Below are 23,934 nucleotides of genomic sequence, written 5' to 3'. Positions count from 1 at the left end.
AGGTCTCATTGCACCGAGCCGGTCAGGCGCAGCAGCCCGAGCACGGCAAAGCCGGCGGCGGCGCTGCCGGCCAGCACCAGCCAGGCGCGCAGCGCGCTGCGGAAACTGAACGCCCACAGGGCGGCCAGCATCCACAGCGGGATGAAGGCGATGAGGGTCGGCACCAGCGCCCGTTGCCACGGGCCGGGCGGCAGCCACGCCAGCAGGCCGGTGACGGCGGCGGCCAGGAGGAAGCCGGCCACGATGCCGGCGAAGGCGCGCGGCCACATCACGGCGACTCCGTGCCGGGGCGATGCCAGGCGGCCAGTGCCGGCAGCAGCATCGCCGCCAGCATCCAGGTGCACAGCATCGCCACCAGGCCGGCGGCAAAACCGAGCTCGGCCATCCACAGCCACAGCGCGGCAGCGGCGGCGACCAGGCCGATCTGCCGCCCGAGGCGGCCGGCACGGCGCAGGCGCGGCCAGCGGCAGTGCGGCGAGGCGGCATAGAAGGCCAGCGCCGAGAACATCGCCGCCAGAATGCCCAGGCTGCAGAAGCCGAGCGTGGAAAGGCCGACGGTGATCATTGCGCGCGACCTGCGCGGCTGCAGGCTGGCGAACGCGGGGCACGGGCGGGGCCGGCGGGAGCCGGTCGGAGCGGGTGGCGCATCACGGGGTCCTGGGGGAAAGCGGGCAGGCTGGCACAGGGCGGCCTGCGCCGACATGGTAATCATTGCAATTTCACGCCGCCAGCGAGACCCATTCAGCGGACCGTACGGTAGGCCTTGGGCTTTCCCCTGCGCTGGTTTAAGATCAGCGTAGAACCCTGACTGGAACAAGGTGGCCCGCGCCCAGCGCCGGCCGAGCGTGCGACATGAGCACTACCACCGCCCACTGTTGACCTGCCCCCGAAGGCCCTGTGTTCCAGGCGCCCTCGCGGCGCTTTTTTATTGCCCGGGCGCCGCCCCGGGAACGCTTTCCAGCCCGCCCCGCGGGCCCCGCACGAAGCCACTGCGATGATCAACATTACTCTTCCCGACGGCAGCCGCCGCGAATTCGAAAACCCCGTCAGCGTCATGGAGGTCGCCCAGTCGATCGGCGCCGGCCTGGCCAAGGCCACCATCGCCGGTGCCGTGGATGGCGTGCTGGTCGATGCCAGCGACGTCATCGACCACGATGCCAGCCTGCGCATCATCACCGCCAAGGACGAGGAGGGCGTGGAGATCATCCGCCACTCCTGCGCCCACCTGGTCGGCCACGCCGTCAAGCAGCTGTACCCGGACGTGAAGATGGTGATCGGCCCAGTGATCGCCGAGGGCTTCTACTACGACATCTACTCCGAGCGCCCGTTCACCCCGGACGACATGGCCGCGATCGAGAAGCGCATGGGTGAACTGATCGCCCAGGACTACGACGTCATCAAGAAGGTGACGCCGCGCGCCGAAGTGATCGAGATCTTCAAGGCCCGTGGCGAGGACTACAAGCTGCGCCTGATCGAGGACATGTCCGACGACATCCAGGCGATGGGCATGTATTACCACCAGGAATACGTGGACATGTGCCGCGGCCCGCACGTGCCGAACACGCGCTTCCTGAAGGCCTTCAAGCTGACCCGCATCTCCGGTGCCTACTGGCGCGGTGACGCGCAGAACGAGCAGCTGCAGCGCATCTACGGCACCGCCTGGGCCGACAAGAAGCAGCTCGAGGCGTACATCAAGCGCATCGAAGAAGCCGAGATGCGCGACCACCGCCGCATCGGCAAGCAGCAGGACCTGTTCCACCTGCAGGAAGAAGCGCCGGGCCTGGTGTTCTGGCACCCGAAGGGCTGGGCGCTGTGGCAGGTGGTCGAGCAGTACATGCGCAAGGTGTACCGCAAGACCGGCTACGGCGAAGTGCGCTGCCCGCAGATCCTGGACGTGAGCCTGTGGCAGAAATCCGGCCACTGGGACAACTACCAGGACGCGATGTTCTTCACCGAATCGGAGAAGCGCACCTACGCGCTCAAGCCGATGAACTGCCCGGGCCACGTGCAGGTGTTCAACCAGGGCCTGCACAGCTACCGCGACCTGCCGATCCGCTATGGTGAGTTCGGTGCCTGCCATCGCAACGAGCCGTCCGGCGCGCTGCACGGCATCCTGCGCGTGCGTGGTTTCACCCAGGACGACGGCCACGTGTTCTGCACGGAAAACCAGGTCGAGGCGGAAGTGACCGCGTTCCACCAGCAGGCGCTGGCGGTCTACCAGCACTTCGGCTTCGATGAGATCCAGGTCAAGATCGCGCTGCGCCCGGAATCGCGCCTGGGTGACGACGCCACCTGGGACAAGGCCGAGGGCGCGCTGCGCTCGGCACTGTCCAGCAATGGGGTGGAGTGGCAGGAGCTGCCGGGCGAGGGCGCCTTCTACGGCCCGAAGATCGAGTACCACCTGAAGGACGCGATCGGCCGTACCTGGCAGCTGGGCACGATGCAGGTCGACTTCATGATGCCGGGCCGCCTGGGCGCCGAGTACGTGGACGAGAACAGCCAGAAGAAGCATCCGGTCATGCTGCACCGCGCCATCGTGGGCTCGATGGAGCGCTTCCTGGGCATCCTGATCGAGCACCATGCCGGCCAGTTCCCGACCTGGCTGGCGCCGACCCAGGTGGTGGTGGCCAACATCACCGACGCCCAGGCCGACTACGTCTCGGGCGTGACCAAAACCCTTGCGGAGCAAGGCTTCCGCGTCAGCTCGGATTTGCGTAACGAGAAGATCGGCTATAAAATCCGCGAGCATACGTTGCAGCGCGTGCCCTACCTGCTGGTCATTGGTGACCGCGAGAAGGAAAATGGGGCTGTGGCGGTGCGTACGCGTTCTGGCGAAGACCTGGGCAGCATGAGCCTGCAGGCCTTCATCGAGCGGCTCCAGGCCGAGGGCGCGTAAGCAAAGGTCCGGTCCGGGGGCACAGGCACCCGGACCGGTTCGATACCCTTGGGAGAACGTAATATCAGCACCCCTGACAACAAACAGAACCGCAAGAATCAGGAAATCCGTGTGCCGCGCGTCCGCGTGATCGGCAGTGACGGAGAAATGATCGGCGTGTTGTCGCGCGACGAAGCGCTGTCCATGGCCGAAGATGAAGGCCTGGACCTGGTCGAAATCCAGCCGCAGGCCGATCCGCCGGTCTGCAAGATCATGGACTTCGGCAAGTTCAAGTTCGAAGCGCAGAAGAAGGCCAGCGAGGCCAAGAAGAAGACCAAGCAGGTCGAGATCAAGGAAGTGAAGTTCCGTCCGGTCACGGACGAGGGCGACTACCAGATCAAGCTGCGCAAGATGCGCGGGTTCCTCGAGGATGGTGACAAGATCAAGGTCAACATCCGTTTCCGTGGCCGTGAAATGAGCCACCAGGAACTGGGCCGCGAAATGGCCAACCGGATCGAGACCGATCTGGGCGAGGACATCGTCATTGAATCCCGCCCGCGCCTGGAAGGGCGTCAGATGGTCATGATGATCGCGCCGAAGAAGAAGACCTGAGGCCTGACGGGCCGCCTTTCGGGGCGCCTGGCTGAATGGTTCAGGGTAAAGGGACGCCGTCGGCGTCCCTTTGCTTTTGCGGCAGGCCGGTGCAGTGCCGGTAAACGGGTTGCAGGGGCTGGTGGCAGGGCGGTTTTGCCTGTATCATGCCCGGCTCGACCCACCCAGGACGGGTCGTACGCCGATCATGGCAGGACGGAAAGAGCGGCCCAGGCCGCCGCCAGATCAGTCAGAAACCAGGGTCATATCCCATCAAGGACATTGCAATGCCCAAGATCAAGACCAACCGGGCAGCGGCCAAGCGTTTCCGCAAGACCGCCTCGGGCAAGTACAAGTGCGGCCACGCCAACCGTAGCCACATCCTCACGAAGAAAGCGACCAAGCGTAAGCGTAATCTGCGTCAGACGGGCCATGTCCGTGCAGAAGACGCAGGCCGTCTGGACCGCATGCTCCCTTACCTCTGAGGAACTGAAAAATGGCACGAGTTAAGCGTGGCGTACAGGCGCGTCGCCGCCACAAGAAGATTCTGGATCTCGCCAAGGGCTATTACAACGCCCGTCGCAAGGTCTTCCGCGTCGCCAAGCAGGCGGTCATCAAGGCACAGCAGTACGCCTACATCGGCCGTAAGCAGAAGAAGCGCAACTTCCGTTCGCTGTGGATCACCCGTATCAATGCGGCTGCCCGCATCAACGGCCTGAGCTACAGCCGCTTCATGAACGGTCTGCTGAAGGCCGGCATCACCCTGGATCGCAAGGTCCTGGCTGACATCGCCGTGCACGACGCAGCCGGCTTTACCGCGCTGGCCGAAAAGGCCAAGGGCGCGCTGGCGGCATAAGTCCTTCCCGATGCCGTAACCGTTCACTCGGAACGGTGTCAGGTCAAGGCAATGCATGGGGAAGGGCGCAAGTCCTTCCCCATTCTTTTTTGGGTCCCGGCGAGGCCACAGCGGCAGCGCAGGGACGGCGGTGGCGACAGGGGTCGGCCCTTCGCGCATCGCGATGGCAGATCGACTGGAGTTCCGGCCCCCCATGAGCGACATCCAATCCCTCACCACCCAGGCGCTGGCCGATGTGGCCGCCGCACAGAGCCCCGACGTGCTGGAACAGCTGCGCGTGGCCCTGCTTGGCAAGAGTGGCAGCATCACCTCGCAGCTCAAGCAGCTCGGCGCCCTGCCGGCCGACGAGCGCAAGGCCGCCGGTGAAGCGATCAACCAGGCCCGCGACGCGCTGACCCGCGCGCTGGGCGAGCGCAAGGCGCTGCTGGAAGACGCGGCACTGGATGCGCGCCTGGCCGCCGAAGCCATCGACATCACCCTGCCGGGCCGCAATGGCGACCGCGCCGGCCTGCATCCGATCACCCGCACCCTGGAGCGCATCACCGGCATCTTCGGCCGGCTGGGCTACGAGCTGTCGGAAGGGCCGGAGATCGAGGATGACTGGCACAACTTCGAGGCGCTGAACTTCCCGCCGCACCACCCGGCGCGCGCCATGCACGACACCTTCTACTTCGGCGACGGCCGCCTGCTGCGCACGCATACCTCCGGTGTGCAGGTGCGCTACATGGGCGACCACGCGCCGCCGCTGCGCATGATCGCCGCCGGCAAGGTGTACCGCAGCGACAGCGACCAGACCCATTCGCCGATGTTCCACCAGGTGGAAGGCCTGCTGGTGGACGAGCATTCGACCTTCGCCGACCTGAAGGGCACGCTGGCCGAGTTCGTGCGCGCCTTCTTCGAGCGCGACTTCGAGATGCGCTTCCGCCCGAGCTACTTCCCGTTCGTTGAACCGGGTGCGGAAGTGGACATCGCCTGGCAGCAGCCCGATGGCAGCACCCGCTGGCTGGAAGTGCTCGGCTGCGGCATGGTCCATCCGAACGTGCTGCGAAACGTCGGCATCGATCCGGAGCGCTACACCGGCTTTGCCTTCGGCATGGGCGTGGAGCGCTTTGCGATGTTGCGTTACGGCGTCAACGATCTGCGCGCGTTCTTCGAGAACGACGTGCGCTTCCTCAAGCAGTTCGCGTAAGCGCCGGTCCGTAGAGTCGAGCTTGCTCGACTGCTTCTAAATTCGCAGGCCCAGGCGCATGCGCCGGGCCCACCAGGGTGACACCATGAAATTCTCCGAAAACTGGCTGCGCAGCCACGTCCCGACCCGCGCTTCGCGCGATGAACTGAGTGCGGTGCTGACCGCCATCGGCCTGGAAGTGGAAGACGTGACCGCGCTGGGCGAAGGCCTCGAGCACGTGGTCGTGGCGCGCATCGTCGACGCCGTACGCCATCCGGAAGCCGACCGCCTGCAGGTGTGCAAGGTCGATGCCGGGCAGGGCGAGCTGCTGCAGATCGTGTGCGGCGCACCGAACGCACGTCCGGGCCTGGTTGCGCCGCTGGCGATGGTCGGCGCGCAGATTGGCGAGCTGAAGATCAAGCCGGCCAAGCTGCGCGGTGTCGAGTCCAACGGCATGCTGTGCTCGGCCAAGGAGCTGGGCCTGGACAACGATGCCTCCGGCCTGCTGGAGCTGCCGGATGACGCACCGGTCGGCCAGGCTCTGGTCGAGTACCTGGGCCTGCCGGACGCCAGCATCGAGATCAAGCTGACCCCGAACCGCGCCGACTGCTTCAGCCTGCGCGGCATCGCCTACGACGTCGCCGCCGCCACCCGCAGCGACGTGCTGGATTTCACCGCCGAGACGATTCCCGCCATCGGCAGCCGTGAGCTGGCCATCCAGCTCGACGCCGGCGCCGAAGCACCGCGTTACCTGGGCCGCGTCATCGAAGGTGTCAACGCCGCCGCCGAGACCCCGCTGTGGATGGCCGAGCGCCTGCGCCGCAGCGGCGTGCGCCCGGTCTCGCTGCTGGTCGACATCACCCAGTACGTGATGCTCGAGCTCGGCCAGCCGATGCACGCGTACGACCTGGGCACCCTGCAGGGCAGCATCGCCGTGCGCCGTTCGCGTGCCGGCGAGAGCCTGAAGCTGCTGGACGGCCGCGACGCCGCGCTGGACGACAGCTTCCTGGTCGTGACCGACGCCGATCGTACGGTCGGCCTGGCCGGCCTGATGGGCGGCTTCGACACCCGCGTCACCGACGCGACCACCGCCGTGTTCCTGGAAGCCGCACACTTCGCGCCGGCCGCGATCATGGGCCGTGGCCGCAAGCTGGGCCTGCACACCGATGCCGGCCACCGCTTCGAGCGCGGTGTCGACCCGGCACTGCCGCGTACCGCCATCGAGTACGCCACCCGCCTGGTGCTGGACCTAGCCGGCGGTACCCCGGCGCCGGTCACCGAGGCCGTGCGTGAGGCCGATCTGCCGCAGCCGGCAACCATCGTGCTGCGCCGCGCCCGCATCACCCGCGTGCTCGGCATCACCATCGACGATGCGGAAGTGGAGCGCATCCTGCGCGCGCTGGGCATGGACGTGGTTGCCACCGCCGACGGCTGGCAGGTCACGGCGCCGAGCCGCCGCTTCGACATTGCCATCGAAGAAGACCTGATCGAAGAGCTGGCGCGCATCCACGGTTACGAGCAGATCCCGACCACGCTGCCGGGCGGCGCCTCGCGCGTGGCGATGCCGAGCGAGACCCAGCTGGACGCACTGAGCGTGCGCCGACAGCTGATCGCCCGTGACCAGCAGGAAACCGTCAATTTCGCTTTCGTCGACGATGCGCTGCTGAGCCAGTGGCAGCTGCGCGACGGCCTGGTGCCGCTGGCCAACCCGCTGTCGGCCGAACTGGCGGTGATGCGCCCGTCGCTGCTGCCAGGCCTGGTCGCCACGTTGGGCCGTAACGCCGCCCGCCAGCTGGGCCGCGTGCGCCTGTTCGAACTGGGCCGCGTGTTCGCCCAGCAGGCCGGCGACGGCCGGCCGGCGCCGCTGGAAACCCCGCGCGTGGCCGCTGCGGTCTGTGGCGATGCACAGGCACTGCAGTGGGGCCTGCCGGCCCGCAAGGTCGATTTCCATGACCTGAAGGGCGACCTGGAGTCGCTGGCGGCTGCCAGTGGTGCGGTACTGGAGTTCCGCCCGTCGGCCCGCCCCTACGGCCACCCGGCCCGTTCGGCCGAGGTGTTCCGCGATGGCGTGGCGATCGGCTGGATCGGTCAGATCCACCCGCGTCTGGCCAAGGCAATGGACATCGAAGCCGACGTCTACGCCTTCGAACTGGACCTGGAGCCGCTGACCGCCCGCCGCCTGCCGCGTGCCGGCGAGCTGTCGCGCTTCCCGGCAGTGCGCCGCGACCTGGCATTCCTGGTGCCTGAACAGGTGGCCTGGGCCGATCTCGCGGCCACCGTCCGCCAGGCTGCTGGCCCGCTGCTGCGCGACCTGAACCTGTTCGACCGCTACGTCGGCCAGGGCGTCGAGCCGGGATTCAAGAGTCTCGCTATGGGCTTGATTTTGCAGGACAAGTCGCGCACTCTGACGGACCGCGACGTGGATGCGGTGGTGGCCGAGGCGGTCACTGCCATCGAGCGTGAACATCACGCCCGGATCCGCGGCTGAGCGGGCAGCACTCGGGGGTAGCAGGCAATGGCATTGACCAAGGCGGAGATGGCGGAAAAGCTGTTCGACGAAGTCGGTCTGAACAAGCGGGAAGCCAAGGAATTCGTCGACGCGTTTTTCGATGTGCTGCGTGAAGCATTGGAACAGGGACGTCAGGTGAAGCTGTCGGGCTTCGGTAATTTCGATCTGCGGCGCAAGAACCAGCGCCCGGGTCGCAACCCCAAGACCGGCGAGGAAATTCCGATTTCCGCCCGTACGGTGGTCACCTTCCGTCCGGGCCAGAAGCTCAAGGAGAGGGTGGAAGCTTATGCTGGATCCGGGCAGTAACCGCGAACTACCGCCGATCCCGGCCAAGCGCTACTTCACCATCGGTGAGGTCAGCGAGCTGTGCGACGTCAAGCCGCACGTCCTGCGCTACTGGGAAACCGAGTTTCCCAGCCTTGAGCCGGCCAAGCGCCGAGGCAACCGCCGCTACTACCAGCGCCACGACGTGCTGATGGTGCGGCAGATCCGCAGCCTGCTGTACGAACAGGGCTACACCATCGGTGGTGCACGCCTGCGTCTGGACGGTCCCGATGCCCGCGAGGAATCGGCGCTGAGCAACCAGATCATCAAGCAGGTGCGCATGGAGCTGGAAGAAGTGCTGCAGTTGTTGCGCCGCTGATCCCATTTCCATCGTAATCCGCTATACTTCACGGCCCGCCGCACTGGCGGGCACATCGCAGCATCAGTCGGGGCGTAGCGCAGCCTGGTAGCGCATCTGCCTGGGGGGCAGAGGGTCGTCGGTTCGAATCCGGCCGTCCCGACCAAAAGCTGAGATAGGACAAGGGCTTACACTTCGCGGTGTGGGCCCTTTTTCGTTCTACACCCTATTGCCACCCTATGGACACCCTATGGCATTGCTATTTCGAGGCGTTTCCAAGGCGATTGATGACGGTAACGGTGGTCGGATAAAGCCGCATGGCAGTGCGCCGAAAGTCGCAGTTCTTGCTGATGGAAGTTTCCTGTGCGACGGCACAATCACCCTCGGCGAGACGTTCGAGAACGCGGCACGTGCGCATCGGCTGGAATCTGGACTGTACGGCGGCAGCGTCGTGTCCTTTACCCGGGACGCTACCGAAGCACACCGATTCGCTACTTCGAACTTCAGTGAGCAGGGTGTGGTGTACGTCGTAGATGAGGCTCTGTTCGAACAACACGGCATTCTGGCCTGGGAAGGCGAGGATGTTGAATGGGCGGACGAGCAGGAAGTTTCGCTATCCGCACCCGATGGAGGGGACATTCCCCCCGCGGTAGTCGTGCGCAAGTACGAGGTCGATTCCCGCGGCAGGGAGGTCAGCGACCCGGGTTGATCGCCAGATCCACCGGAGTCCATGGCGCCTCATGGCCGCCCAAGTAATGCTCCGTCATCGACGCGTTCCCGTGCCCCATCAGGGTTTGGATCTGCTCAGTGGTCCAGCCCGCATCGCGCAGGAGCGCACCGCCCAGGCTGCGGATCTCATGGAAGGTCGGTGGCGCATCGCCGCCTACGCTGGCAGCATCGCGCGCCTTCGCGAACGCACGCGACAGCTGCTCGGGCAACACCTGCGTGTGGTGAGCTCGGTCCTTCGCGCGCTTGTCGCTGGGCCTGGCCTTCTCCGGCAGCCGGTGGATCACGAACGGCGAAACCACGTCATCACGGCACCGCGTCAGCAGGTCGAGCAGCGGCCCGGCCACGGCGATCTGTAGTCGAACGTTCGTCGAGCCCTCGGTTTTCGACGGCACCACCCATAGGTGGCCGTCGCGCACGTCGGCGAACTTCACCGTCACCACGTCCTCGCGGCGCAGCAGCGTCACCAGCGACAGGTCCATGGCGTTGCGCAACCACGGTGCGGCCTGGTCCCATATGGCCCGGTACACGCCGAGGGTCAGGCGCACGCGCTTCCGCTCGTGCTGGAACCGGCGAGTCGCCAGCGCAGGGTTGGTGTCGATCCAACCTTCCTCCACGGCGCAGGCCAGGATCCAGCCCAGCACCAGCCGGAACTGCTGGCGCGCGCGGTCGGATTCGGTCACTTCGCGGATGAAGGTGGCGCAGACCTTCACCGACACGTCGGCTACCGGCTTCGATCCCAGGCCCGCCTCGATGCGGCGGATCACGCTTTCGTAGACCTCGGCCGTCTTCGGCGCCCACTTCCTGCCGGGCACGTCATCGCGGCGGAACACCACAATCGCATCAGCCACCGTCTCGCCGGGCGTGATGACCCGCGCCACCAAGTCGTCGGTGGGAATCAGTAGCGCGTTGAGCTTCTTGGCCGCGGCGAACGCGCGGGCCTGGTCGGTGCCCATCCACGTTTCTTTCTTCGTGACCGGGTGCCGGTATTTGAACCCATCCCGGTTGGGGTACAGGTTGGCCGGCCATCCCTGGCGGCTCTTGCTTCGTTGCCTCGGTGCCATCGTCAGGCCGCCTCACCCAATACTCGCGCGACAAGATCATCGCCGCCGGCGAGCCATTCGTGTTCGTCGATGAACCAGGTGCCGCCGACCTTGCGGCCGGGCAGCTTGCCCTCGCGCAGCAGCCGCTGCAGCACCTGCATGGATGGGCGGCTGCCTTCTTCGAAGTAGCGGGCCAGCCACCGCTCGGGGGTCATCAGTTGCATGCTGGTCTCCTTCAGTTCGTGGCCAGCGCAGCGCGCAGCTGCTCGGTGGCGGTGTTCATGCGGCGGCAAACAGATCGACAGGCACGGTGACCTGCGCGCGGTTTGCTGCCTTCGTTTCGAGGATGTGCCCCCCCCACTGCTGGGCCATGGCCGCGGCAATCGCCGGGTCGAAGCGCGAGCGCTCCTTTTCACGGTCAGGCCCTGGCGGCATCAAGTGGCAGCGGGCCTCGATCTTCCCGTGCCGCTCGATCACCTGCGCCTTCGTGTGGCTGGCCACCAACGCCGGCAGGTTCTTCAGCCATAGCGTGGCGCCCTTGGTGAAGGGGCTGCCGAAGTCGTATGGCTGCACGGTCTGGGTCGGCCGGCCCAGCACGCTCATGGCCAAGCCATGCGGCTTCGAGTTCTCCGCGGCGATGAACTCCACGGGTGCGGCCATCAGGTCGGCGAACAGCAGCGCGCCCTCCAGGAAGTCGCGCATCCGGTTCGGGTACTTCGGGTGCCGGCGGCGATCGGGCTGCGGCAGCGCAGTGTCGTCCGGGTGGTACATCCAGCGGATGCCGGCCAGCGTGTTGAAGGTGCAGTAGGGGTGGGCCACCATCGCCAGCCAGCGGCCGGCCTGCAGGTGGCTCCGCACGTCGTCCTGGATGTGCCAGCGCGGGTCGCCCTCGCTGGGACGCAGATCGCATGAGTAGGCATCGAAGCCGAAGGCGCGGAAGGCCGACGCCACGGTGTCGCTGTACTCGCAGGCCACAAAGATGGGCAGCAGCTCAGCCATGAGCGCACCTCCGCCAGCACCAGCGCAGCCCATTTCGCGCGGCGCGGCATGCGCGGCTGATCGCCCACAGAATGGCGATGCCGGCCAGGAACCCGGCCAGGGCGAACACGTGGACCATTGCAGCGGTGAGCAGCTGGTCAGCCATGGGCGGCCACCTGCGGAAGCTTCACGCGCCCGCCGGGGCGCACGGTGGAAAGGGTCGCCGGCGCTGCCTCGGCCTCGATCAGGGCATAGCCGATGGCGTCGACGCGCTCGCGCAACACGCGGCGCGCTTTCAGCAGCTCCATTCCGATGAACCGGCGGTGGTCGGTGAGCTTGAACGTCCGCGTCTCGATGTGCAGCTTTCCGGCCAGGTCGCGGCGGAACAGGCGGTAGGTGAGGACGTGGCCGCCCAGCACCTTGTCGATGGACCGGCCCCAGGCGAAGCCCTCGGTGCGCTTCGGCAGCCGGCGGTCGTAGCGGTGGTGGGTCATGCGCGCGCGTCCTTCTTCGTGCGGCTGTTGTGGCCACCCTCGACCACCTGGCGGCGGCTGATGGTGGATCGGTCGATGGGGCTGTTGCCGAGCTTCTGGACCTTGCCGCCTGCGGCTTCGAAGCGAGCTATGTCGGCATCGATCTCCGACCGCTGGCGGTCCTTCTCGGCCTGCGTGGCCAAGTCGAAAGTCGGCTGTACGTGAATGCTGGTCATGGCATGCGCGCCTTCTGCAGGTCGGCCCAGGTCAGGGGGTGAGGGCGCCGCTTGATCCGCTCGTATGCGGCGCTGTGGGATATGTCCAGGATCTCGGCCACCTGCGCGGTGGTGTAGCGCTTGCCCTCGACGACGTGGGCGAACAGCTGCGCGCGGGCCTGGCCAGCACGGCGCAGGCTCTTGGCGTGACAGGGGTACAGGGCGACGTCCATCACGCTGCCTGCGCATTGATGCCCGACAGTGGACGCTGCAGGCTGCGGATCATGGCGGCGCGTATTGCGTCTACCTGGTCGGCGTCGTACAGCTTCGATCCACGTTCAGTGGCCACCGGCTCGAAGCCAAGCTGACGCAAGCCCTCGGCGTCGATCTTCAGCGGTGCGATCAGATCCACGATCTGGCCGAGCTTGATCCGGACAACCTGCCGCTGGGTGGCGCTCGGCGACGGTGCGCTGGCGGCGGTAGCGGCCTCGGCCTGCGCCGGTGCTGCCTCCGCAACCGGCACCTGCTGGACCTGTGCGGCGTGAGCTGCAGCGGCCGCTTCCTGAGCCTTGGCCTGCTCCTGCTCGCGGATCTTGTCGCGCTCAGCGTCCAGCCGTGCCTGCTCGGCCTGCTGGTGCTCCGCAATGCGTGCCGCGACCAGGTTGCGCAGATCCTCCGGCGCCTTCGTCGCGCACAGCTGGACCCGGTCGGCGAACAGCGTTGCGTGCTCGACATGCCCGGCGAGGATGGCCACGTTCGCGCGGATCCGTTCGGCGTACTGGCTGGCGTCGATCTTGGCATTGGCCGCCACCGCGTCCACGGCTTCCTGCATGCTGCTGAAGGAACGCTTGCCCTTCATCGCCTCGGCGATGTCGGCAACCAGCGTCGTCGGCATCGGAATGGCGTGCTCGCCCAGGGTCTCGTTGATGGCCAGCACGTGCTGCTGCACGGCGCGGCGGGCGGCGTTGCCGATTTCAGTGCGGCGCTCGTCCTTGCGGCGCTTCACCAGCTTCTCCAGATCCAGACGCTTGGCCCGAGCCTCGGCCGCGATGTCATCGATCGTGCGGAACAGCAGATCGATGCTCTCGGTCTGGCTGAGGGCGTGCTGCTTGGCCGCCTTCAGCTGTTCCTCGATGTTGCCGCACCACTTCACGGTGGTCTCGGCATCGGCGAAGTCCTGGTCGCTCACCAGCTCGGTGCTGATGCCCTGGAAAACGGCGATAGCCTGGTCCTTCCACTCAGCCAGGTTGGAAGCGGTGACCATTCCGGTCACCTCGATGCGCAGGGCCGGCATCTGGTCCGGGGCGCGGCCGGCGGCAACCGGAGAGGCAACCGCCGCCGGCTCATATGCGGCGACGTCAGCCTCGAACTGGGCCCAGCCCGCAACGATCTTGGCGCGCAGCTCCGGGTTCGGGACGTACCAGCAGTGGCGTTCCTCGACCAATTCGTTGCCGGCCCACTTCGAGGCCATGAACAGCACGCGCTCGGCGCCGCTGACCATCGCCTGATGTTCCATCTGCACCTGGTAGTGCAGCGGCAGGGCATCATTCCCGTCGTGCATGGCCAGACGCAGGTCGTCGTTGAGCGACTTGTGCTCAAACGCCGTGTCCTCCAGCAGCGTCAGGCCGTCGAAGCTGGCCGAGAACTTGCCATGCGTTCCGGTGACCGGGAACAGCTCTTCCCCAAGGATCCTCTCGGCCAGAGGCCGTGCGAGGTCTTCGAAGCGGTGGCCGTCGGCGAAGCGCTGCAACGTCGCGGCGTCGTGTTCAACCGCCGCGCCAGTGGCGAACTCGCGCACCAGCTGGCTACGGGTCTTGTAAGGGCTGCAGCCCATCATCGCCGGCGCATCGCTGGCGTTGAAGTGTGCGGCGCGGTGGGCATGCCATTCCGGAGTGCCCTGGATCAGGTTCACGATCTTCATGCGCGGTCTCCTTCGGCATTCCAGTCGGTGGGATCGGCAGCGTCGGTAGCAGTGGTGGCAGCGGTGACGGGGTCCGCGGCGTTCGTTTCCGGATCGGCCACTTCCTCGGCCACCGTGATGGGCTCGTACTTGCGCAGCTGCTGCCGCTGGTCGTCGGTCATGCGCGCCTTGGCCTTGGCCTCAACCATGGCGATCAGGCCTTCAGCGCTCTTGCGGCCGGATTCGATCACCGTCTTCCAGTTCGCCAAGTTCTTGGTGAACTCGTCGGCCGGGTAGATGGCCGGCTCGGAGGAAACCACCGTTGCCGTGGTGCGATGCACATCAGTGCTCGCGGACGGGACATCCATGATTTCCTCGGCAATCGCCATGCCCTTCAGGACATCGGTGAACATGTCACGCAGGGCGAACGCACGTGCACGCATCTGGCGCATGCGCTTCGGATACTGCGACCACGGCCCCTGCTTGCCGACCAGTCCAGCTTTCTTGGCGTCTTCCATACTGAAGGTCACCAGCGCTTCCTTCTCGCCCTTGCGCTTCACCTTGCAGTAGGCCGTATCGTGCTCGTCCCATTCCTCGACGAACTCGCACACGGGCGAGCTGCGCACCAGGGCGAGCACGGCGTCCCCCCACAGCGCGGCGCGGCCGTTGATGACGGCGATGTTCTGGACGGCCTGCAGCGGCTTCAGGCCCAGCTCGGCGCCCCACTGGATGGCGATCAGGCAGTTGGCCGGCTTGCCCTTGAAGTCCTTCGGGACCAGGTCGCTGTTGGCCAGGTAGTCGCAGAAGGTCAGGGCTTGCTCGAACGTCTGCGGGCTGAGGTCGAACTGCTGGCGCGGCTGCGCGGTGAGAGCGCCGGACTGCTGCACAAGTGCATTCATGGCGTTGAATCTCCTGCCGGCAGCGCCGGCGCTATGGGAATGAAATGCCGGCGTCGTGGAATCCCGGCCGGCGCGGGGCCCGTGAGGGCGGGGAATTCGTTACGCGGCCAGGTCGGCCTGCTGCGCGGCGGCGCTCGGCGGCGTGAGGGTCAGACGCACCTCACCGCGGCGCCAGGCGGAGATCAGCTCGGCGTCTTCGTCCTCGTCCAGCAGCACCGAGACGGTGAAGCCCATGGCCACGCTGCCGCCTTCGAGCGGCTTCCAGGTGATCTTTTTCACCTTGGCGTCGGCGAAGAACACCGGATCGATGTGGTCCATCAGGGAGCCGATCGACAGCTCGTAGCCTTCGAACTTCCCAGTGATGTCCTGCTCGCCCAGCAGCGGCAGGTTCAGCGCCACGAGGTCGGTGCTGCCTTCCATCGGCAGGTTCTGCTGCTGGCCCTTGTCGGCCTTCTTCCAGAACGCCGGCAGGATGGCCGGGTCGATGGTGTTGAGGATGGTGTTCGGGGCGTTCAGCGAGAACTTCAGGTCAGCCGCGGCCGCGTCTTCGTCGCCGTGCTTTTCCTTCCGCAGGTTTAGATGCGAGAACACCGCATCGTGTTGATCGAGTTGGAACATCGGTGGTGCCTCTCGTAGGGGCCGGCCGCGCCGGCGGGAAGTCAGGACCAGGCGAGCGGCCAGCACATCGCCCAGCCAAGGCCGAGGACGATGGCGACGCAGCCCAAGAAGGCGAGGAAGTCGGCGGCGTTACGGCAGCCGATGGCGGTCAGAAGGCGCATGCGTCCTCCGATTCGAAGGCGGCCAGAGCCGCAAGGAGGCGCTCGTCGGCCATGACCTGGTCTGTGAGGTCGCGGGCTGCGAGGGAAGCGCGGGCGGCGGACCGCAACTCGATCAGCGGTTCGCGTATCGAGCGGAGCTCCGCCAGCAGGATGCGTGCGTGTTCTGCCATGCGGTCCGCGGTGATCTGCCTACCGCCGTGCTTGGCCGCCGCCTTGTCGGCCTGCTTGCCGTAGCGTGCGGCGCGGTCCGCCCGATCCAGCAACTGGCGGTCCAGCACGGCCAGAACATCCACACCGCGGCTCACGACAGCACCGCCTGCAGCAGTACGGCGGCCAGCACGCCCAGGCAGAACGACAGGGCATTGGCGACGACAGTGGCGACCACGTGGTGGCGCTGCTCGCGTTCGGCGGCGGTCATGCGGCCTCCCGAATTTCGCGGCGGAGTTCTTCCAGTTCCCGCTCCAACTCGGCGATCCGGCCCTCTGCTTCTTCTGCCTTCTGCTCTGCCGCGATCAGATCGGCGCATGCATCGCCAAGGGCGTCGCGCATCTTTTCGGTGCCGACGTTCTTGACTGCTTCGCGGACCTTGGCGAGTTCTGCCGAGAGGTCGGAAAGCAGGCAGTCAGGAACCAACTTGGAAATCCGGCCCTCAGCGATCACAAAGGCCTCGTCCACCGCTGGGCACGTTTCACCGCAGTAGCCGAACGACCGGCGGAGACGTTCCTTGTAGGCGCTCATGCCGCCACCTGCTGCAGCGCCATTTCCAGCAGCTGCGCGTCGATGGCCGCGGCCTCGTCGCGGGCCAGCCGGTACAGGTCCTGCAGCACACCCGAGCCCATCAGGTCGGCCGGGTCCGTGTGGTGCAGCCGGTGCAGCGCCAGCGACACCTCGGTGTAGTGGGTGCCGCTGAAGGTGCCGGCCGTCTGTTCCTCGGCCTCGCGCAGCTTCGCCGGGTCGGTGCGGTAGGCCTTGGCCAGGTCCGCTGCCTGCTCGGCGCGGTGTTCCTGTTCAAAGCGCGGATCTTCCTGGTCTTCCCAGCTGCGCTGGGCGTTGCGGGCCAGGTCGCTTGCGGTATGCAGTCCCATGGTGGACCCCGTTTCAGATGGCCCGGAAGGGCCGACGGGGCAACATTACCGAAATGGTTATTGGCGGTCAATACCGAAACGGTAATTTTTTTGCGACCGGTTCGGGTCGGTGGACACAAACGCAAAGAACCCCGCGCTGGCGGGGTTCCGGTGGAAGGTCAGGGGGGGGAATTCAGTAGCGATAGCGGAGCAGTCCAGCGTCCTCAAAGCTGACGCCGTCCAGCATGCACTCCTGCGCGCGCTCCAAATCCTTATGTAGCTGGATCAGCGCTTCATCATCGAGCTGTTCGATACCCGCAAGGCCAAACACTGCTTGGTCGATGATCATCTGCATGGGGTGTCCCCAGCGTCGCCGGAAGTGCCTGATCATCTTGCAATGCGACTCTCGCATCAGGTCATCCATGCCGCGCGGGGGCGGTTGTGGCTTTACTAGGCGAAGCCTGGGTCGATCGATTCGTACCTCAGCCTCCATCGCGTTCGCCATTCGACTAGCCAGTTCCTTCAGCCGCTCTTCGCTCAATGCCATCCTGCGCTCCCTTGGTCTTTTCCAGACGAGCCACAAAGGCCCGCATGAAGTCGAGAACGTTGCTGTCGTCCAGACCTGCGGCCTCCGCTCTGACCGTTTCATAGGCAACGGCCAGAGCAACCACGTTGATGTCTGGGACAGGTGGTTCTCCCCTGATCTCCGCCACCAGCTGAAGCAGCCGGTGGGCGGAACGGAGCGTAGCGACGTCTATTCCCACAGGTTGAGACGCAGCAACTGGTGGCCTATCGAGCTCACCGTGAGCGAGGCCCATGGCTGATTCAAGATCACGCGCAAGTCTCCCGCCTATCCCCTTTGGAGAACCTTCAGAGATCCATTGGCTGACCTGTGGCTGTGCCCAGCGGCTGCCGCCGTACTGTCGCGCCCATTCGGCTGGGCCGCCCGCCTGATTGACCAGGCGGCGCATGTTTTCGGTTCGGGCGGTGCTTGCGTCCATGGGGGTAATGGTCACAAGCGACGACCTGCAGGGGAATGACCGAAACGGTATTGACCGCCAATAACCAAAACGGTAATGTGCGGCGCATGAACCTGACCAACTACGCCACCAGCAAAGGGGGAACCGGCACGCTGAAGTGCCCGGTTCTGGTTTCGGTTGCCCAAAAGGCCAACTGCAGCGTTGGAACGCTCTACCAGATCGCGCTGGGCAACAAGCAACCCAGTCCGAAGCTGGCGAACGAGATTCACCGCGCAACGCGGGGGCGGGTCAACCGTAGCGAACTGCGCCCTGACGTCTTCGGCCCGGCGCCGGCAAGCGAGCCGACCGGCACGGAGGCCTGAATGTTCAAGTCTCCATTCGCCGCCGGCGTTGTATGGGGCTTGGGTATCAGCTGCCTCTACGTCATTCCCATCACCTTCGCGACGTTGACTGACACCGGCCTCTACGGCTTCGGCGGCTGCGTGGCCGTGATGCTGCTTGTCGCCGCAGCGATCGCAGAGATCCGCGCACGCAAGAAGGGGGGCAAATCCTAATGCCCGTCCTCGCTCAGCAGCTGTGCCAACTCCTTCTCCAGCGCCGCCACCAGGTGCGAGGCCATCTCGTAGTTGTGCCGGTTGCTTCCCTTCCACGAATCGCGCTCGGCGCGGGCACGTTCCAGCTTTCGCTGGGCTGCTTCGATCTGCTCGGTGGTTGCCATGTGTGAAAAGACCTCGGATCTGTTGGAAGCCTCGCACCGCCAGATGCTGGCGTGGTGCGACGCGAATGGTGGCGTGCCCGAAGGCTACGCTGAGTCGGCCCTGGCCGAGATCGCATTCTGGCGCAGCGTCGAGGCTCACACGAGCGTTGAGTTCGCGGCCGCCATGTTCGGCCAGTGGCAGGACGAGCGCCTGTCTGCATCCGATGGCACCTGACATGGCCACCTCACACCGGCCTGGTGGGGAAGGGCACAACCACGCCCACCGCACCGGCCGCCATCGGCTCGCGCTTCTTCCGCTTCAGCGGACGCACGTGGGTCTTTCCCCCCGCCCTTACGAGGGCAAAGCAGCGCCCACCGGTCCAGATCATCTGGACGACGTTTCCGTGGGCATTCCGCAGTGAACCGGGCATCGGGGCCTTCCGTTGTGGTGGGCCTCCATTTCCGCCCCCGACCCCCTGGCAAGAAAAGGCAAATCATGGAAATCACTGACAACCTGACGGATCCAACTGGACGGCTTCACCTGGGTATCTGCGTGACCCGGAAGCCGAAGGACGCACCGCTGCAGGTCGTGCGGCAGATCGAGACCCCGGACCAGGCGCTGGCCATCGCGATGAAGGCCGGCGACCACAAGCTGGCCAACGTGGCCGCTGCCATCGGCAAGTCGGAGAGCTACGTGTCGCGCATGCGCCGCGGCATGCGTCCGATTCCACGCAGGCTGGTCGGTCCGCTGTGCGCTGCGACCGAATCGAACCTGCTGCGTCAGTTCTTCGACATGCAGGCGGCGCTGGAGTCTCCATGCAGGCGATCGGAAGTGTCGCGCCTGGCCGGGATGTTGAGGGGCGTATGAGCATAGACGCGCGTCTCAGCACGGGTTTGCCCGGCCACCCGAAGACGAAGAAGCTGGTTCGTCGGCTGGGTCCTGCCGCTGGCTGGTCGCTGGTGTGCCTGATCCTGTGGGCGCGCGCCAACCGGCCGGATGGTGATCTGGAAGGCATGACCGCCGAGGACATCGAGCTGGCCGCAGACTGGGCGGGCGATAACGACGCGCTGGTGCGTGAGCTGGCGTCGGTCGGGTTCCTCGATGGCAGCGATGGCGCCTACCAGCTGCATGACTGGGCCGAGCATCAGCCCTGGTCGGCGGGTTCCGACCTTCGTTCGTTGAAGGCGAAGTGGAACGCGGTGAAGCGTCATCACGGTGAATCGGAGGCCAATCGTCAGGTCCCCGAATATGCAGCAATCCGTGCTGCATCTGCAGAACATTCTGCTAGTAGCAATGGTTCGGATGCTGGTAGCAGTTCACCAGCAATGCGCTCAGCAGGAACTAGCAATGCTCCGTCTCCGTCTCCGTCTCCGTCTCCAAAAGAAGAAAAACACCCCCATACCCCCTCGGCTACCGCCGAAGGGGCGAAACCTGGGCGGAAGAAGCGGGAGAAGATCACCTTCGCTGCCTTCCTCGACCTGTGCCAGGAGGCCGGCGAATCGGCCATCCCGAAGACCGATCCGATCTTTGCCTTCGCCCGTGACGCTGGGATCCCGAAGGACTTCCTGCACCTGGCATGGCGGGAGTTCGCTGGCCGGCATCGCGACAGCGGCCGGTTGCAGAAGGACTGGCGCGCCCACTTCCGCGATGCCGTCCGCCGGAACTGGTTCAAGCTTTGGTGGTTGCCGCCTGCAGGTGGCTGCGAGCTGACGACGGCCGGTGTGCAGCTGGCCCGTGAGCGCGATGCCGAGAAGGCCCGTGAGCAGGAGCAGGCCCCATGAGTGCCCAGCCTGCCTACCGCGACGACTACGCCTACCTGCCGGTGCCGCCGCATTCGATCGACGCTGAGCAGTCCGTACTCGGTGGCCTGATGCTGGCGCCGGAAGCGCTGCGCGAGGTCCGCGACGTGCTGGCCGAACGGGACTTCTACCGCCGCGACCACCAGCTGATCTGGCACGCCATCTGCGATCTGGCCGACCGCGAACAGCCCTTCGATACGGTGCTGCTGATCAACTGGTTCGAGAACCAACGGCAGCTGGAACTGGTGGGCGATGGCGCGTACCTGGTCGAGCTGGCCAGCACCACGCCGTCAGCGGCCAACATCCGCGGCTATGCCGAGGTCGTGCGCAACAAGGCGCTGCTGCGGGGCGTGATCGAGCGCGCGACCGAGATCACCAACGACGCCTACGGCACTGCGGACGAGGACGCCGATGCCCTGGTGGCCAGTGCCACAGCGAAGTTCGCCAACCTCAGCGTGCAGTCAGGCGGCAACGGCGGCCTGGTGATGGTGCGCAGCGACCTGCAGGGCATGTGGGAGGAAATGGAGGCCCGGTTCGAGGGAACCGCCGACCTCGGCCTGGTTCCGCCGTGGCAGAACGTGGCCAGGAAGCTGCCCGGCTTGGAACCCACGGACCTGATGATCCTCGCGGCTCGGCCGTCGATGGGCAAGACGGCGAACATGCTGGAGTGGGTCTACAGCGTGGCGGTGCAGGGCAAGCACGCTGCGGTTTTCAGCCTGGAGATGGCCCGCCGGCAGCTGCTGGCGCGGTTGATGAGCATGCACTCGGGCGTGCCGTTGTCGCGCATGCGGGTGAAGGGCGAACTGACCAACGACGACTGGCACAAGCTGAGCATCGCCCGCAACTTCCTGCATGGCCTGCCGCTGGCGATCGATGATTGCGGCTCGTTGCCGGTGGATTCGCTGGTGGCGCGCGCGTCGCGCATGCACGCCAAGGTGAAGGGTGGGCTGGGCGTGGTCGCGGTCGACTACCTGCAGCTTCTGTCGGGTCCGGCCAAGGCCGGCAATCGCACCGAGGAAGTCTCCTACATCTCGCGCACGCTGAAGAAGCTGGCCAAGACGCTGGGCTGCCCAGTGATCGCGTTGTCGCAGCTCAACCGCTCGCTGGAGACGCGCACCGACAAGCGCCCGGTGATGGCCGACCTGCGCGAATCGGGCGCAATCGAGCAGGACGCCGACGTGATCGCCTTCATCTACCGCGACGACTACTACACGAAGGACGCCTGCGGCGCTCCCGGCATCTCGGAATTCATCCTGGCCAAGAACCGCCAGGGCGAGACAGGCACCGCCTACCTGCGCCACCACCTCGAATGCAGCCGTTTCGAGAACTACCACGGCGAGAAGCCGAACTACTCGCTCAAGACCGTGCTGCGCGATGCAGACGATGACAGCGGCGGATTCGATGCGCCGCGCGATCGCCGCAGGAGCGGCAAGGACATGGCAACCGGAGAGCGCGCATGACACCGAACGAGAGGGCGAACTGGTGCATTCAGCAGGCCGAGGAAATCGAGGCAGGCCTGCCACCGGTGGATGCCGATCTGGATCTGATCCCCATCGGCTACGCAATCGCCGGCTGGTGCAGGGGGGTGGCCACCACCTTGGCGACGGAAGAGGAGCGCGCCGCATGAACCTGGGAACCTTCATTCTCCGCGCCGGCAATGCCCGCGACCGCATGGCGGCTGCGTGGCACTTCGCCTGCCAGTTCCTGGAGCTGGGGCAGGACGTGTGCGTGACCGTCAAGGAACACAAGCCGAGCCGTAGCCTGGAGCAGAACGCCATGTTCCACGCCATCTGCGGCGAGCTGGCCACCCAGCTGAAGTGGGCCGGCCGCTACATCGACGCCGAGGGCTGGAAACGCCTGCTGGTCGACGCCTGGGCGCGCGAATCCAACCGCCAGCAGGGCGATGTGGTGCCATCCCTCGACGGCGCCAGCATCGTGAACCTGTCCATCCAGACCCGGCGCATGACCGTTGGTCAGATGGCCGAGCTGATCACCTTCGCACAGGCCTGGGCCGTGGAGAACAACGTGCGCCTGAGCGACCAGGCTCCGAAGCGACTGCAGAGGTACGCGGCATGAGCGGCGCCGGATTCATTCCCTATCGGCAGTGCATGGTCGCTAGCGGCGAGTGCTTCATCCAGGGGCGCTGCCTGCAGAAGTGCAACCAGTCCAGCCTGCATGGGTTGAGCCCCGAGCAGCTGCTGATCATGGCCGCGCAGGCGCAACGGAAGGCCGTGGGCCAGTCTTCGCGCATCGCCGCTGTGATCGACCAGATGGTGCAGGACGTTCGTGGGGGTGCCCGATGAAGCGCGGGCGCAGCACCAGCAAGCCCACCGTTGAGCAGCAGCAGCGCATGGACGCCATCAAGGACATCGGCTGCGTGGTCGCCTATGCCCTCGGCCTGGGCTACATCCCCTGCGAGGTGCACCACCTGACCGTGGGCGGCAAGCACGGCCAGAAGCGGCGCGGCCACGACTTCACCATCGGCCTGAATCCGTGGTCACACCGTGGGGAACCGTTCGGCGGCATGGATGCGGAGACCTGCGAGGCGCTGTTCGGCCCGTCCTACGCCAAGCAGCCACGCCGGTTCCGCCAGGAGATCGGCAACGACGACTACCTGCTGGACCTGCAGAACACCGCGCTGGATCAGTACTGGGGGAGGGTGCGGCCATGGCGCGCAGCCTGACCTTCGGCATCGACCCGGGCCTGACCGGCGCCATCGCCACGTTGGTGGACGGCGAGGCCGGGCCGGTGATCGACACCCCGATCATGGAAGTGGACGGCCACACCGAGCTCGACGCGCGCGCGATGGCGATGTTCATCCGCGCCGCCAGGGAGATGAACCCCGGTGCCCACGTCTCGGCCTGCATCGAACGCGTTCGGGCCATGCCTGCCAAGGGGCGCAAGCAGGGCGCGCAGTCGTCCATGAACTTCGGCGACACCTACGGGAAGGCCAAGGCGGTGCTGGAGCTGCTGGGCATCCCGACCACCAGGGCGGAGCCGGCCAGCTGGAAGCGGTCCTTCGGGCTGCTGAAGCAGGACAAGGACGCCGCCCGTGTTCTGGCGATCACGCGGTTCCCATCCGCCGCGCCGTCCCTGCGCCGCAAGAAGGACAACGGCCGCGCCGACGCGCTCCTGATCGCCCTGTGGTTCGAGAACACCCACTTGGCCTCGCACATCACCGACGAGGCCTCAGCCTGATCACGACGAACCCCACTGGGGGAACGACCATGCGCAAGAAGACCGACAACCAGACGACCAGGCAGGCAGCACCGCACCGGCAGTTCCGCCGGTCAGCGGTCGGCCTTGCCGTGGCCAGCGAGGCGGACGTGCTGGTGGTGGCCAGGAAGGTGCTTTCCCGCGTGCGCGACATCCGCAACGCCCAAGGCGAGGGCAGCTACGTGTTCGGAGACCCGGCCTGCAGCATCTTCGCCCTGCGCATCGGCTCGGCAGCGGGGGAGGGCATGCTGCGGGAACACCCTGACTGGCTGTTCGGGCTCTACGGCGCCGACACCGCCGACGGCAAGCGGGTCAGCTTCCCCAGCCCGGACCAGATCGCCGAGGACCTGCGGGAGCACTACGGCTGGGAGCAGCCCGAGCCCGTCCGCTGGCCGATGCAGCTGGAATTGTTCGCTGCTGCCTGATCGCCATTGATCGGAATGCTCAGGCTGGGATAACAGCAGCATGAGCGACCGCCAGACGCTATCCACCATGGAACTGCTGCACGCCAGCATCGTCCGTCCAGACGGAACGGTGCCGGCT

The 23,934-nt window shown here is 66.2% G+C and carries 39 protein-coding genes and 1 tRNA gene; 22 read left to right on the top strand and 18 right to left on the bottom strand.

All coding sequences use genetic code 11. The features are described from left to right. Positions 1-5 precede the first annotated feature (5 nt). On the bottom strand, positions 6-269 hold the full coding sequence (locus tag AC5O77_RS03090) for a hypothetical protein (RefSeq protein ID WP_478057017.1): 264 nt from the start codon (positions 267-269) through the stop codon (positions 6-8). Beyond that, entirely contained in the window at positions 269-565 is a 297-nt protein-coding gene (locus AC5O77_RS03085) for a hypothetical protein (protein ID WP_317218280.1), read from the bottom strand. The genes AC5O77_RS03090 and AC5O77_RS03085 overlap by 1 nt, the downstream gene beginning before the upstream one ends. Positions 566-994: 429 nt before the next feature. On the opposite strand from AC5O77_RS03085, the gene thrS reads away from it, so the two are divergent. The 10 genes from thrS to AC5O77_RS03035 all read left to right on the top strand — a co-directional run bounded on the left by thrS (position 995) and on the right by AC5O77_RS03035 (position 9,330). Then, entirely contained in the window at positions 995-2,896 is a 1,902-nt protein-coding gene (gene thrS / locus AC5O77_RS03080; RefSeq protein ID WP_180853729.1) for a threonine--tRNA ligase, read from the top strand. Between the two features lie 48 nt (positions 2,897-2,944). Further along, a complete protein-coding gene (infC, locus tag AC5O77_RS03075) occupies positions 2,945-3,487 on the top strand; it encodes a translation initiation factor IF-3 (RefSeq protein ID WP_005410437.1) in 543 nt (180 codons plus the stop codon). A gap of 266 nt (positions 3,488-3,753) precedes the next feature. After that, positions 3,754-3,951, top strand: coding sequence for a 50S ribosomal protein L35 (rpmI, locus tag AC5O77_RS03070; protein WP_005410436.1), 198 nt, complete (start codon positions 3,754-3,756; stop codon positions 3,949-3,951). An 11-nt stretch (positions 3,952-3,962) separates the two neighbouring features. Beyond that, positions 3,963-4,322 (top strand): 50S ribosomal protein L20, encoded by a 360-nt coding sequence (gene rplT / locus AC5O77_RS03065; RefSeq protein ID WP_006380762.1) that lies wholly within the window; start codon positions 3,963-3,965, stop codon positions 4,320-4,322. Positions 4,323-4,515: 193 nt separating this feature from the next. Beyond that, positions 4,516-5,511, top strand: coding sequence for a phenylalanine--tRNA ligase subunit alpha (locus AC5O77_RS03060; RefSeq protein ID WP_005417865.1), 996 nt, complete (start codon positions 4,516-4,518; stop codon positions 5,509-5,511). Positions 5,512-5,596: 85 nt separating this feature from the next. After that, positions 5,597-7,978 carry a phenylalanine--tRNA ligase subunit beta gene (pheT, locus tag AC5O77_RS03055; RefSeq protein ID WP_478056981.1) on the top strand — a complete coding sequence of 794 codons (2,382 nt, stop codon included), beginning with the start codon at positions 5,597-5,599 and terminating at the stop codon, positions 7,976-7,978. 27 nt (positions 7,979-8,005) lie between these two features. Then, entirely contained in the window at positions 8,006-8,305 is a 300-nt protein-coding gene (locus AC5O77_RS03050; protein WP_005410432.1) for an integration host factor subunit alpha, read from the top strand. Continuing rightward, positions 8,286-8,642 carry a MerR family transcriptional regulator gene (locus AC5O77_RS03045; protein WP_005410431.1) on the top strand — a complete coding sequence of 119 codons (357 nt, stop codon included), beginning with the start codon at positions 8,286-8,288 and terminating at the stop codon, positions 8,640-8,642. Before AC5O77_RS03050 ends, AC5O77_RS03045 begins: the two co-directional genes overlap by 20 nt. Before the next feature lie 68 nt (positions 8,643-8,710). Then, positions 8,711-8,787: transfer RNA gene (locus AC5O77_RS03040), tRNA-Pro, on the top strand. Positions 8,788-8,871: 84 nt separating this feature from the next. Next, the gene (locus AC5O77_RS03035; protein WP_494506476.1) at positions 8,872-9,330 is read left to right on the top strand and encodes a hypothetical protein; all 459 of its coding nucleotides are present in this window, start codon (positions 8,872-8,874) and stop codon (positions 9,328-9,330) included. Here the strand turns inward: AC5O77_RS03035 and AC5O77_RS03030 are convergent. The 15 genes from AC5O77_RS03030 to AC5O77_RS02960 all read right to left on the bottom strand — a co-directional run bounded on the left by AC5O77_RS03030 (position 9,314) and on the right by AC5O77_RS02960 (position 17,669). Continuing rightward, positions 9,314-10,411 (bottom strand): tyrosine-type recombinase/integrase, encoded by a 1,098-nt coding sequence (locus AC5O77_RS03030; protein ID WP_494506475.1) that lies wholly within the window; start codon positions 10,409-10,411, stop codon positions 9,314-9,316. The genes AC5O77_RS03035 and AC5O77_RS03030 overlap by 17 nt on opposite strands. A 2-nt stretch (positions 10,412-10,413) precedes the next feature. Continuing rightward, positions 10,414-10,614 (bottom strand): helix-turn-helix domain-containing protein, encoded by a 201-nt coding sequence (locus tag AC5O77_RS03025; protein ID WP_049441206.1) that lies wholly within the window; start codon positions 10,612-10,614, stop codon positions 10,414-10,416. Between the two features lie 55 nt (positions 10,615-10,669). Then, the gene (locus tag AC5O77_RS03020) at positions 10,670-11,389 is read right to left on the bottom strand and encodes a hypothetical protein (protein WP_494506474.1); all 720 of its coding nucleotides are present in this window, start codon (positions 11,387-11,389) and stop codon (positions 10,670-10,672) included. Continuing rightward, a complete protein-coding gene (locus AC5O77_RS03015; RefSeq protein ID WP_494506473.1) occupies positions 11,382-11,534 on the bottom strand; it encodes a hypothetical protein in 153 nt (50 codons plus the stop codon). Before AC5O77_RS03015 ends, AC5O77_RS03020 begins: the two co-directional genes overlap by 8 nt. Further along, on the bottom strand, positions 11,527-11,862 hold the full coding sequence (locus tag AC5O77_RS03010) for a hypothetical protein (protein WP_494506472.1): 336 nt from the start codon (positions 11,860-11,862) through the stop codon (positions 11,527-11,529). Before AC5O77_RS03010 ends, AC5O77_RS03015 begins: the two co-directional genes overlap by 8 nt. After that, positions 11,859-12,077 (bottom strand): hypothetical protein, encoded by a 219-nt coding sequence (locus tag AC5O77_RS03005; RefSeq protein ID WP_032127482.1) that lies wholly within the window; start codon positions 12,075-12,077, stop codon positions 11,859-11,861. Before AC5O77_RS03005 ends, AC5O77_RS03010 begins: the two co-directional genes overlap by 4 nt. Next, positions 12,074-12,289, bottom strand: a complete 216-nt coding sequence (locus AC5O77_RS03000; RefSeq protein ID WP_494506471.1) for a hypothetical protein — start codon at positions 12,287-12,289, stop codon at positions 12,074-12,076. Before AC5O77_RS03000 ends, AC5O77_RS03005 begins: the two co-directional genes overlap by 4 nt. Further along, positions 12,289-13,977: a lambda-exonuclease family protein gene (locus AC5O77_RS02995; RefSeq protein ID WP_494506470.1), complete on the bottom strand. Its 1,689-nt coding sequence runs from the start codon at positions 13,975-13,977 to the stop codon at positions 12,289-12,291. Before AC5O77_RS02995 ends, AC5O77_RS03000 begins: the two co-directional genes overlap by 1 nt. Next, positions 13,974-14,855, bottom strand: coding sequence for a recombinase RecT (locus AC5O77_RS02990; RefSeq protein ID WP_494506469.1), 882 nt, complete (start codon positions 14,853-14,855; stop codon positions 13,974-13,976). The genes AC5O77_RS02995 and AC5O77_RS02990 overlap by 4 nt, the downstream gene beginning before the upstream one ends. 99 nt (positions 14,856-14,954) lie before the next feature. Further along, on the bottom strand, positions 14,955-15,473 hold the full coding sequence (locus AC5O77_RS02985) for a hypothetical protein (RefSeq protein WP_494506468.1): 519 nt from the start codon (positions 15,471-15,473) through the stop codon (positions 14,955-14,957). Positions 15,474-15,621: 148 nt separating this feature from the next. Then, positions 15,622-15,939 (bottom strand): hypothetical protein, encoded by a 318-nt coding sequence (locus tag AC5O77_RS02980; protein ID WP_494506467.1) that lies wholly within the window; start codon positions 15,937-15,939, stop codon positions 15,622-15,624. Positions 15,940-16,048: 109 nt separating this feature from the next. After that, a complete protein-coding gene (locus tag AC5O77_RS02975) occupies positions 16,049-16,372 on the bottom strand; it encodes a hypothetical protein (protein ID WP_494506466.1) in 324 nt (107 codons plus the stop codon). Continuing rightward, positions 16,369-16,719 (bottom strand): hypothetical protein, encoded by a 351-nt coding sequence (locus tag AC5O77_RS02970; protein ID WP_494506465.1) that lies wholly within the window; start codon positions 16,717-16,719, stop codon positions 16,369-16,371. The genes AC5O77_RS02975 and AC5O77_RS02970 overlap by 4 nt, the downstream gene beginning before the upstream one ends. A gap of 172 nt (positions 16,720-16,891) precedes the next feature. After that, positions 16,892-17,053 (bottom strand): hypothetical protein, encoded by a 162-nt coding sequence (locus tag AC5O77_RS02965; protein ID WP_494506464.1) that lies wholly within the window; start codon positions 17,051-17,053, stop codon positions 16,892-16,894. A gap of 154 nt (positions 17,054-17,207) precedes the next feature. Beyond that, positions 17,208-17,669: a hypothetical protein gene (locus AC5O77_RS02960; protein ID WP_494506463.1), complete on the bottom strand. Its 462-nt coding sequence runs from the start codon at positions 17,667-17,669 to the stop codon at positions 17,208-17,210. A 65-nt stretch (positions 17,670-17,734) separates the two neighbouring features. Here AC5O77_RS02960 and AC5O77_RS02955 point away from each other — a divergent pair, with 65 nt between their 5' ends. Both AC5O77_RS02955 and AC5O77_RS02950 read left to right on the top strand, forming a co-directional pair. After that, entirely contained in the window at positions 17,735-18,040 is a 306-nt protein-coding gene (locus tag AC5O77_RS02955; RefSeq protein WP_494506462.1) for a transcriptional regulator, read from the top strand. Next, entirely contained in the window at positions 18,041-18,232 is a 192-nt protein-coding gene (locus AC5O77_RS02950) for a hypothetical protein (protein ID WP_483737077.1), read from the top strand. It abuts the gene before it with no gap. Here the strand turns inward: AC5O77_RS02950 and AC5O77_RS02945 are convergent. Next, positions 18,229-18,396 (bottom strand): hypothetical protein, encoded by a 168-nt coding sequence (locus tag AC5O77_RS02945; protein WP_494506461.1) that lies wholly within the window; start codon positions 18,394-18,396, stop codon positions 18,229-18,231. The genes AC5O77_RS02950 and AC5O77_RS02945 overlap by 4 nt on opposite strands. Here AC5O77_RS02945 and AC5O77_RS02940 point away from each other — a divergent pair. The 10 genes from AC5O77_RS02940 to AC5O77_RS02895 all read left to right on the top strand — a co-directional run bounded on the left by AC5O77_RS02940 (position 18,395) and on the right by AC5O77_RS02895 (position 23,816). Next, positions 18,395-18,610, top strand: a complete 216-nt coding sequence (locus tag AC5O77_RS02940; RefSeq protein ID WP_494506460.1) for a hypothetical protein — start codon at positions 18,395-18,397, stop codon at positions 18,608-18,610. The genes AC5O77_RS02945 and AC5O77_RS02940 overlap by 2 nt on opposite strands. A 261-nt stretch (positions 18,611-18,871) precedes the next feature. After that, entirely contained in the window at positions 18,872-19,243 is a 372-nt protein-coding gene (locus AC5O77_RS02935) for a hypothetical protein (protein ID WP_494506459.1), read from the top strand. Then, on the top strand, positions 19,192-20,157 hold the full coding sequence (locus AC5O77_RS02930) for a hypothetical protein (RefSeq protein WP_494506458.1): 966 nt from the start codon (positions 19,192-19,194) through the stop codon (positions 20,155-20,157). The genes AC5O77_RS02935 and AC5O77_RS02930 overlap by 52 nt, the downstream gene beginning before the upstream one ends. Next, positions 20,154-21,635: a replicative DNA helicase gene (gene dnaB / locus AC5O77_RS02925; RefSeq protein WP_494506457.1), complete on the top strand. Its 1,482-nt coding sequence runs from the start codon at positions 20,154-20,156 to the stop codon at positions 21,633-21,635. Before AC5O77_RS02930 ends, dnaB begins: the two co-directional genes overlap by 4 nt. Then, positions 21,632-21,802: a hypothetical protein gene (locus AC5O77_RS02920; RefSeq protein ID WP_494506456.1), complete on the top strand. Its 171-nt coding sequence runs from the start codon at positions 21,632-21,634 to the stop codon at positions 21,800-21,802. The genes dnaB and AC5O77_RS02920 overlap by 4 nt, the downstream gene beginning before the upstream one ends. Beyond that, on the top strand, positions 21,799-22,251 hold the full coding sequence (locus AC5O77_RS02915; protein WP_494506455.1) for a recombination protein NinB: 453 nt from the start codon (positions 21,799-21,801) through the stop codon (positions 22,249-22,251). The genes AC5O77_RS02920 and AC5O77_RS02915 overlap by 4 nt, the downstream gene beginning before the upstream one ends. After that, complete coding sequence (locus tag AC5O77_RS02910; protein WP_494506454.1) at positions 22,248-22,478, top strand: hypothetical protein; 231 nt, start codon at positions 22,248-22,250, stop codon at positions 22,476-22,478. Before AC5O77_RS02915 ends, AC5O77_RS02910 begins: the two co-directional genes overlap by 4 nt. Further along, positions 22,475-22,858 carry a Ref family recombination enhancement nuclease gene (locus tag AC5O77_RS02905; protein ID WP_494506453.1) on the top strand — a complete coding sequence of 128 codons (384 nt, stop codon included), beginning with the start codon at positions 22,475-22,477 and terminating at the stop codon, positions 22,856-22,858. Before AC5O77_RS02910 ends, AC5O77_RS02905 begins: the two co-directional genes overlap by 4 nt. Continuing rightward, positions 22,843-23,373 carry a hypothetical protein gene (locus AC5O77_RS02900; RefSeq protein WP_494506452.1) on the top strand — a complete coding sequence of 177 codons (531 nt, stop codon included), beginning with the start codon at positions 22,843-22,845 and terminating at the stop codon, positions 23,371-23,373. The genes AC5O77_RS02905 and AC5O77_RS02900 overlap by 16 nt, the downstream gene beginning before the upstream one ends. Before the next feature lie 29 nt (positions 23,374-23,402). Beyond that, positions 23,403-23,816, top strand: coding sequence for a hypothetical protein (locus tag AC5O77_RS02895; protein ID WP_480981240.1), 414 nt, complete (start codon positions 23,403-23,405; stop codon positions 23,814-23,816). Positions 23,817-23,934 lie beyond the last annotated feature (118 nt).

The organism is Stenotrophomonas sp. INTA L402-1, from assembly GCF_059295135.1.
This window is presented reverse-complemented; position numbering and strand designations above follow the sequence as displayed.

Excerpts from the sequence above, each read along its gene's own strand:
- AC5O77_RS02995 (WP_494506470.1), bottom strand. The coding sequence starts at position 13,977 with ATGAAGATCGTGAACCTGATCCAGGGCACTCCGGAATGGCATGCCCAC.
- pheT (WP_478056981.1), top strand. The coding sequence starts at position 5,597 with ATGAAATTCTCCGAAAACTGGCTGCGCAGCCACGTCCCGACCCGCGCT.
- AC5O77_RS02975 (WP_494506466.1), bottom strand. The coding sequence starts at position 16,372 with ATGAGCGCCTACAAGGAACGTCTCCGCCGGTCGTTCGGCTACTGCGGT.
- AC5O77_RS02945 (WP_494506461.1), bottom strand. The coding sequence starts at position 18,396 with ATGGCAACCACCGAGCAGATCGAAGCAGCCCAGCGAAAGCTGGAACGT.
- AC5O77_RS02970 (WP_494506465.1), bottom strand. The coding sequence starts at position 16,719 with ATGGGACTGCATACCGCAAGCGACCTGGCCCGCAACGCCCAGCGCAGC.
- AC5O77_RS02955 (WP_494506462.1), top strand. The coding sequence starts at position 17,735 with ATGACCGAAACGGTATTGACCGCCAATAACCAAAACGGTAATGTGCGG.
- AC5O77_RS02990 (WP_494506469.1), bottom strand. The coding sequence starts at position 14,855 with ATGAATGCACTTGTGCAGCAGTCCGGCGCTCTCACCGCGCAGCCGCGC.
- AC5O77_RS03085 (WP_317218280.1), bottom strand. The coding sequence starts at position 565 with ATGATCACCGTCGGCCTTTCCACGCTCGGCTTCTGCAGCCTGGGCATT.
- AC5O77_RS02895 (WP_480981240.1), top strand. The coding sequence starts at position 23,403 with ATGCGCAAGAAGACCGACAACCAGACGACCAGGCAGGCAGCACCGCAC.
- AC5O77_RS02910 (WP_494506454.1), top strand. The coding sequence starts at position 22,248 with ATGAGCGGCGCCGGATTCATTCCCTATCGGCAGTGCATGGTCGCTAGC.
- AC5O77_RS03015 (WP_494506473.1), bottom strand. The coding sequence starts at position 11,534 with ATGGCTGACCAGCTGCTCACCGCTGCAATGGTCCACGTGTTCGCCCTG.
- AC5O77_RS02935 (WP_494506459.1), top strand. The coding sequence starts at position 18,872 with ATGGAAATCACTGACAACCTGACGGATCCAACTGGACGGCTTCACCTG.
- AC5O77_RS03045 (WP_005410431.1), top strand. The coding sequence starts at position 8,286 with ATGCTGGATCCGGGCAGTAACCGCGAACTACCGCCGATCCCGGCCAAG.
- AC5O77_RS02930 (WP_494506458.1), top strand. The coding sequence starts at position 19,192 with ATGCAGGCGATCGGAAGTGTCGCGCCTGGCCGGGATGTTGAGGGGCGT.
- AC5O77_RS03030 (WP_494506475.1), bottom strand. The coding sequence starts at position 10,411 with ATGGCACCGAGGCAACGAAGCAAGAGCCGCCAGGGATGGCCGGCCAAC.
- AC5O77_RS03020 (WP_494506474.1), bottom strand. The coding sequence starts at position 11,389 with ATGGCTGAGCTGCTGCCCATCTTTGTGGCCTGCGAGTACAGCGACACC.
- AC5O77_RS02985 (WP_494506468.1), bottom strand. The coding sequence starts at position 15,473 with ATGTTCCAACTCGATCAACACGATGCGGTGTTCTCGCATCTAAACCTG.
- AC5O77_RS02940 (WP_494506460.1), top strand. The coding sequence starts at position 18,395 with ATGTGTGAAAAGACCTCGGATCTGTTGGAAGCCTCGCACCGCCAGATG.
- dnaB (WP_494506457.1), top strand. The coding sequence starts at position 20,154 with ATGAGTGCCCAGCCTGCCTACCGCGACGACTACGCCTACCTGCCGGTG.
- AC5O77_RS03000 (WP_494506471.1), bottom strand. The coding sequence starts at position 12,289 with ATGGACGTCGCCCTGTACCCCTGTCACGCCAAGAGCCTGCGCCGTGCT.
- AC5O77_RS02965 (WP_494506464.1), bottom strand. The coding sequence starts at position 17,053 with ATGCAGATGATCATCGACCAAGCAGTGTTTGGCCTTGCGGGTATCGAA.
- AC5O77_RS03035 (WP_494506476.1), top strand. The coding sequence starts at position 8,872 with ATGGCATTGCTATTTCGAGGCGTTTCCAAGGCGATTGATGACGGTAAC.
- AC5O77_RS02915 (WP_494506455.1), top strand. The coding sequence starts at position 21,799 with ATGAACCTGGGAACCTTCATTCTCCGCGCCGGCAATGCCCGCGACCGC.
- AC5O77_RS02920 (WP_494506456.1), top strand. The coding sequence starts at position 21,632 with ATGACACCGAACGAGAGGGCGAACTGGTGCATTCAGCAGGCCGAGGAA.
- rpmI (WP_005410436.1), top strand. The coding sequence starts at position 3,754 with ATGCCCAAGATCAAGACCAACCGGGCAGCGGCCAAGCGTTTCCGCAAG.
- AC5O77_RS02960 (WP_494506463.1), bottom strand. The coding sequence starts at position 17,669 with ATGCGCCGCCTGGTCAATCAGGCGGGCGGCCCAGCCGAATGGGCGCGA.
- AC5O77_RS03090 (WP_478057017.1), bottom strand. The coding sequence starts at position 269 with ATGTGGCCGCGCGCCTTCGCCGGCATCGTGGCCGGCTTCCTCCTGGCC.
- AC5O77_RS02950 (WP_483737077.1), top strand. The coding sequence starts at position 18,041 with ATGTTCAAGTCTCCATTCGCCGCCGGCGTTGTATGGGGCTTGGGTATC.
- AC5O77_RS03010 (WP_494506472.1), bottom strand. The coding sequence starts at position 11,862 with ATGACCCACCACCGCTACGACCGCCGGCTGCCGAAGCGCACCGAGGGC.
- rplT (WP_006380762.1), top strand. The coding sequence starts at position 3,963 with ATGGCACGAGTTAAGCGTGGCGTACAGGCGCGTCGCCGCCACAAGAAG.
- AC5O77_RS02900 (WP_494506452.1), top strand. The coding sequence starts at position 22,843 with ATGGCGCGCAGCCTGACCTTCGGCATCGACCCGGGCCTGACCGGCGCC.
- AC5O77_RS03005 (WP_032127482.1), bottom strand. The coding sequence starts at position 12,077 with ATGACCAGCATTCACGTACAGCCGACTTTCGACTTGGCCACGCAGGCC.
- AC5O77_RS03050 (WP_005410432.1), top strand. The coding sequence starts at position 8,006 with ATGGCATTGACCAAGGCGGAGATGGCGGAAAAGCTGTTCGACGAAGTC.
- AC5O77_RS02905 (WP_494506453.1), top strand. The coding sequence starts at position 22,475 with ATGAAGCGCGGGCGCAGCACCAGCAAGCCCACCGTTGAGCAGCAGCAG.
- AC5O77_RS03025 (WP_049441206.1), bottom strand. The coding sequence starts at position 10,614 with ATGCAACTGATGACCCCCGAGCGGTGGCTGGCCCGCTACTTCGAAGAA.
- thrS (WP_180853729.1), top strand. The coding sequence starts at position 995 with ATGATCAACATTACTCTTCCCGACGGCAGCCGCCGCGAATTCGAAAAC.
- AC5O77_RS03060 (WP_005417865.1), top strand. The coding sequence starts at position 4,516 with ATGAGCGACATCCAATCCCTCACCACCCAGGCGCTGGCCGATGTGGCC.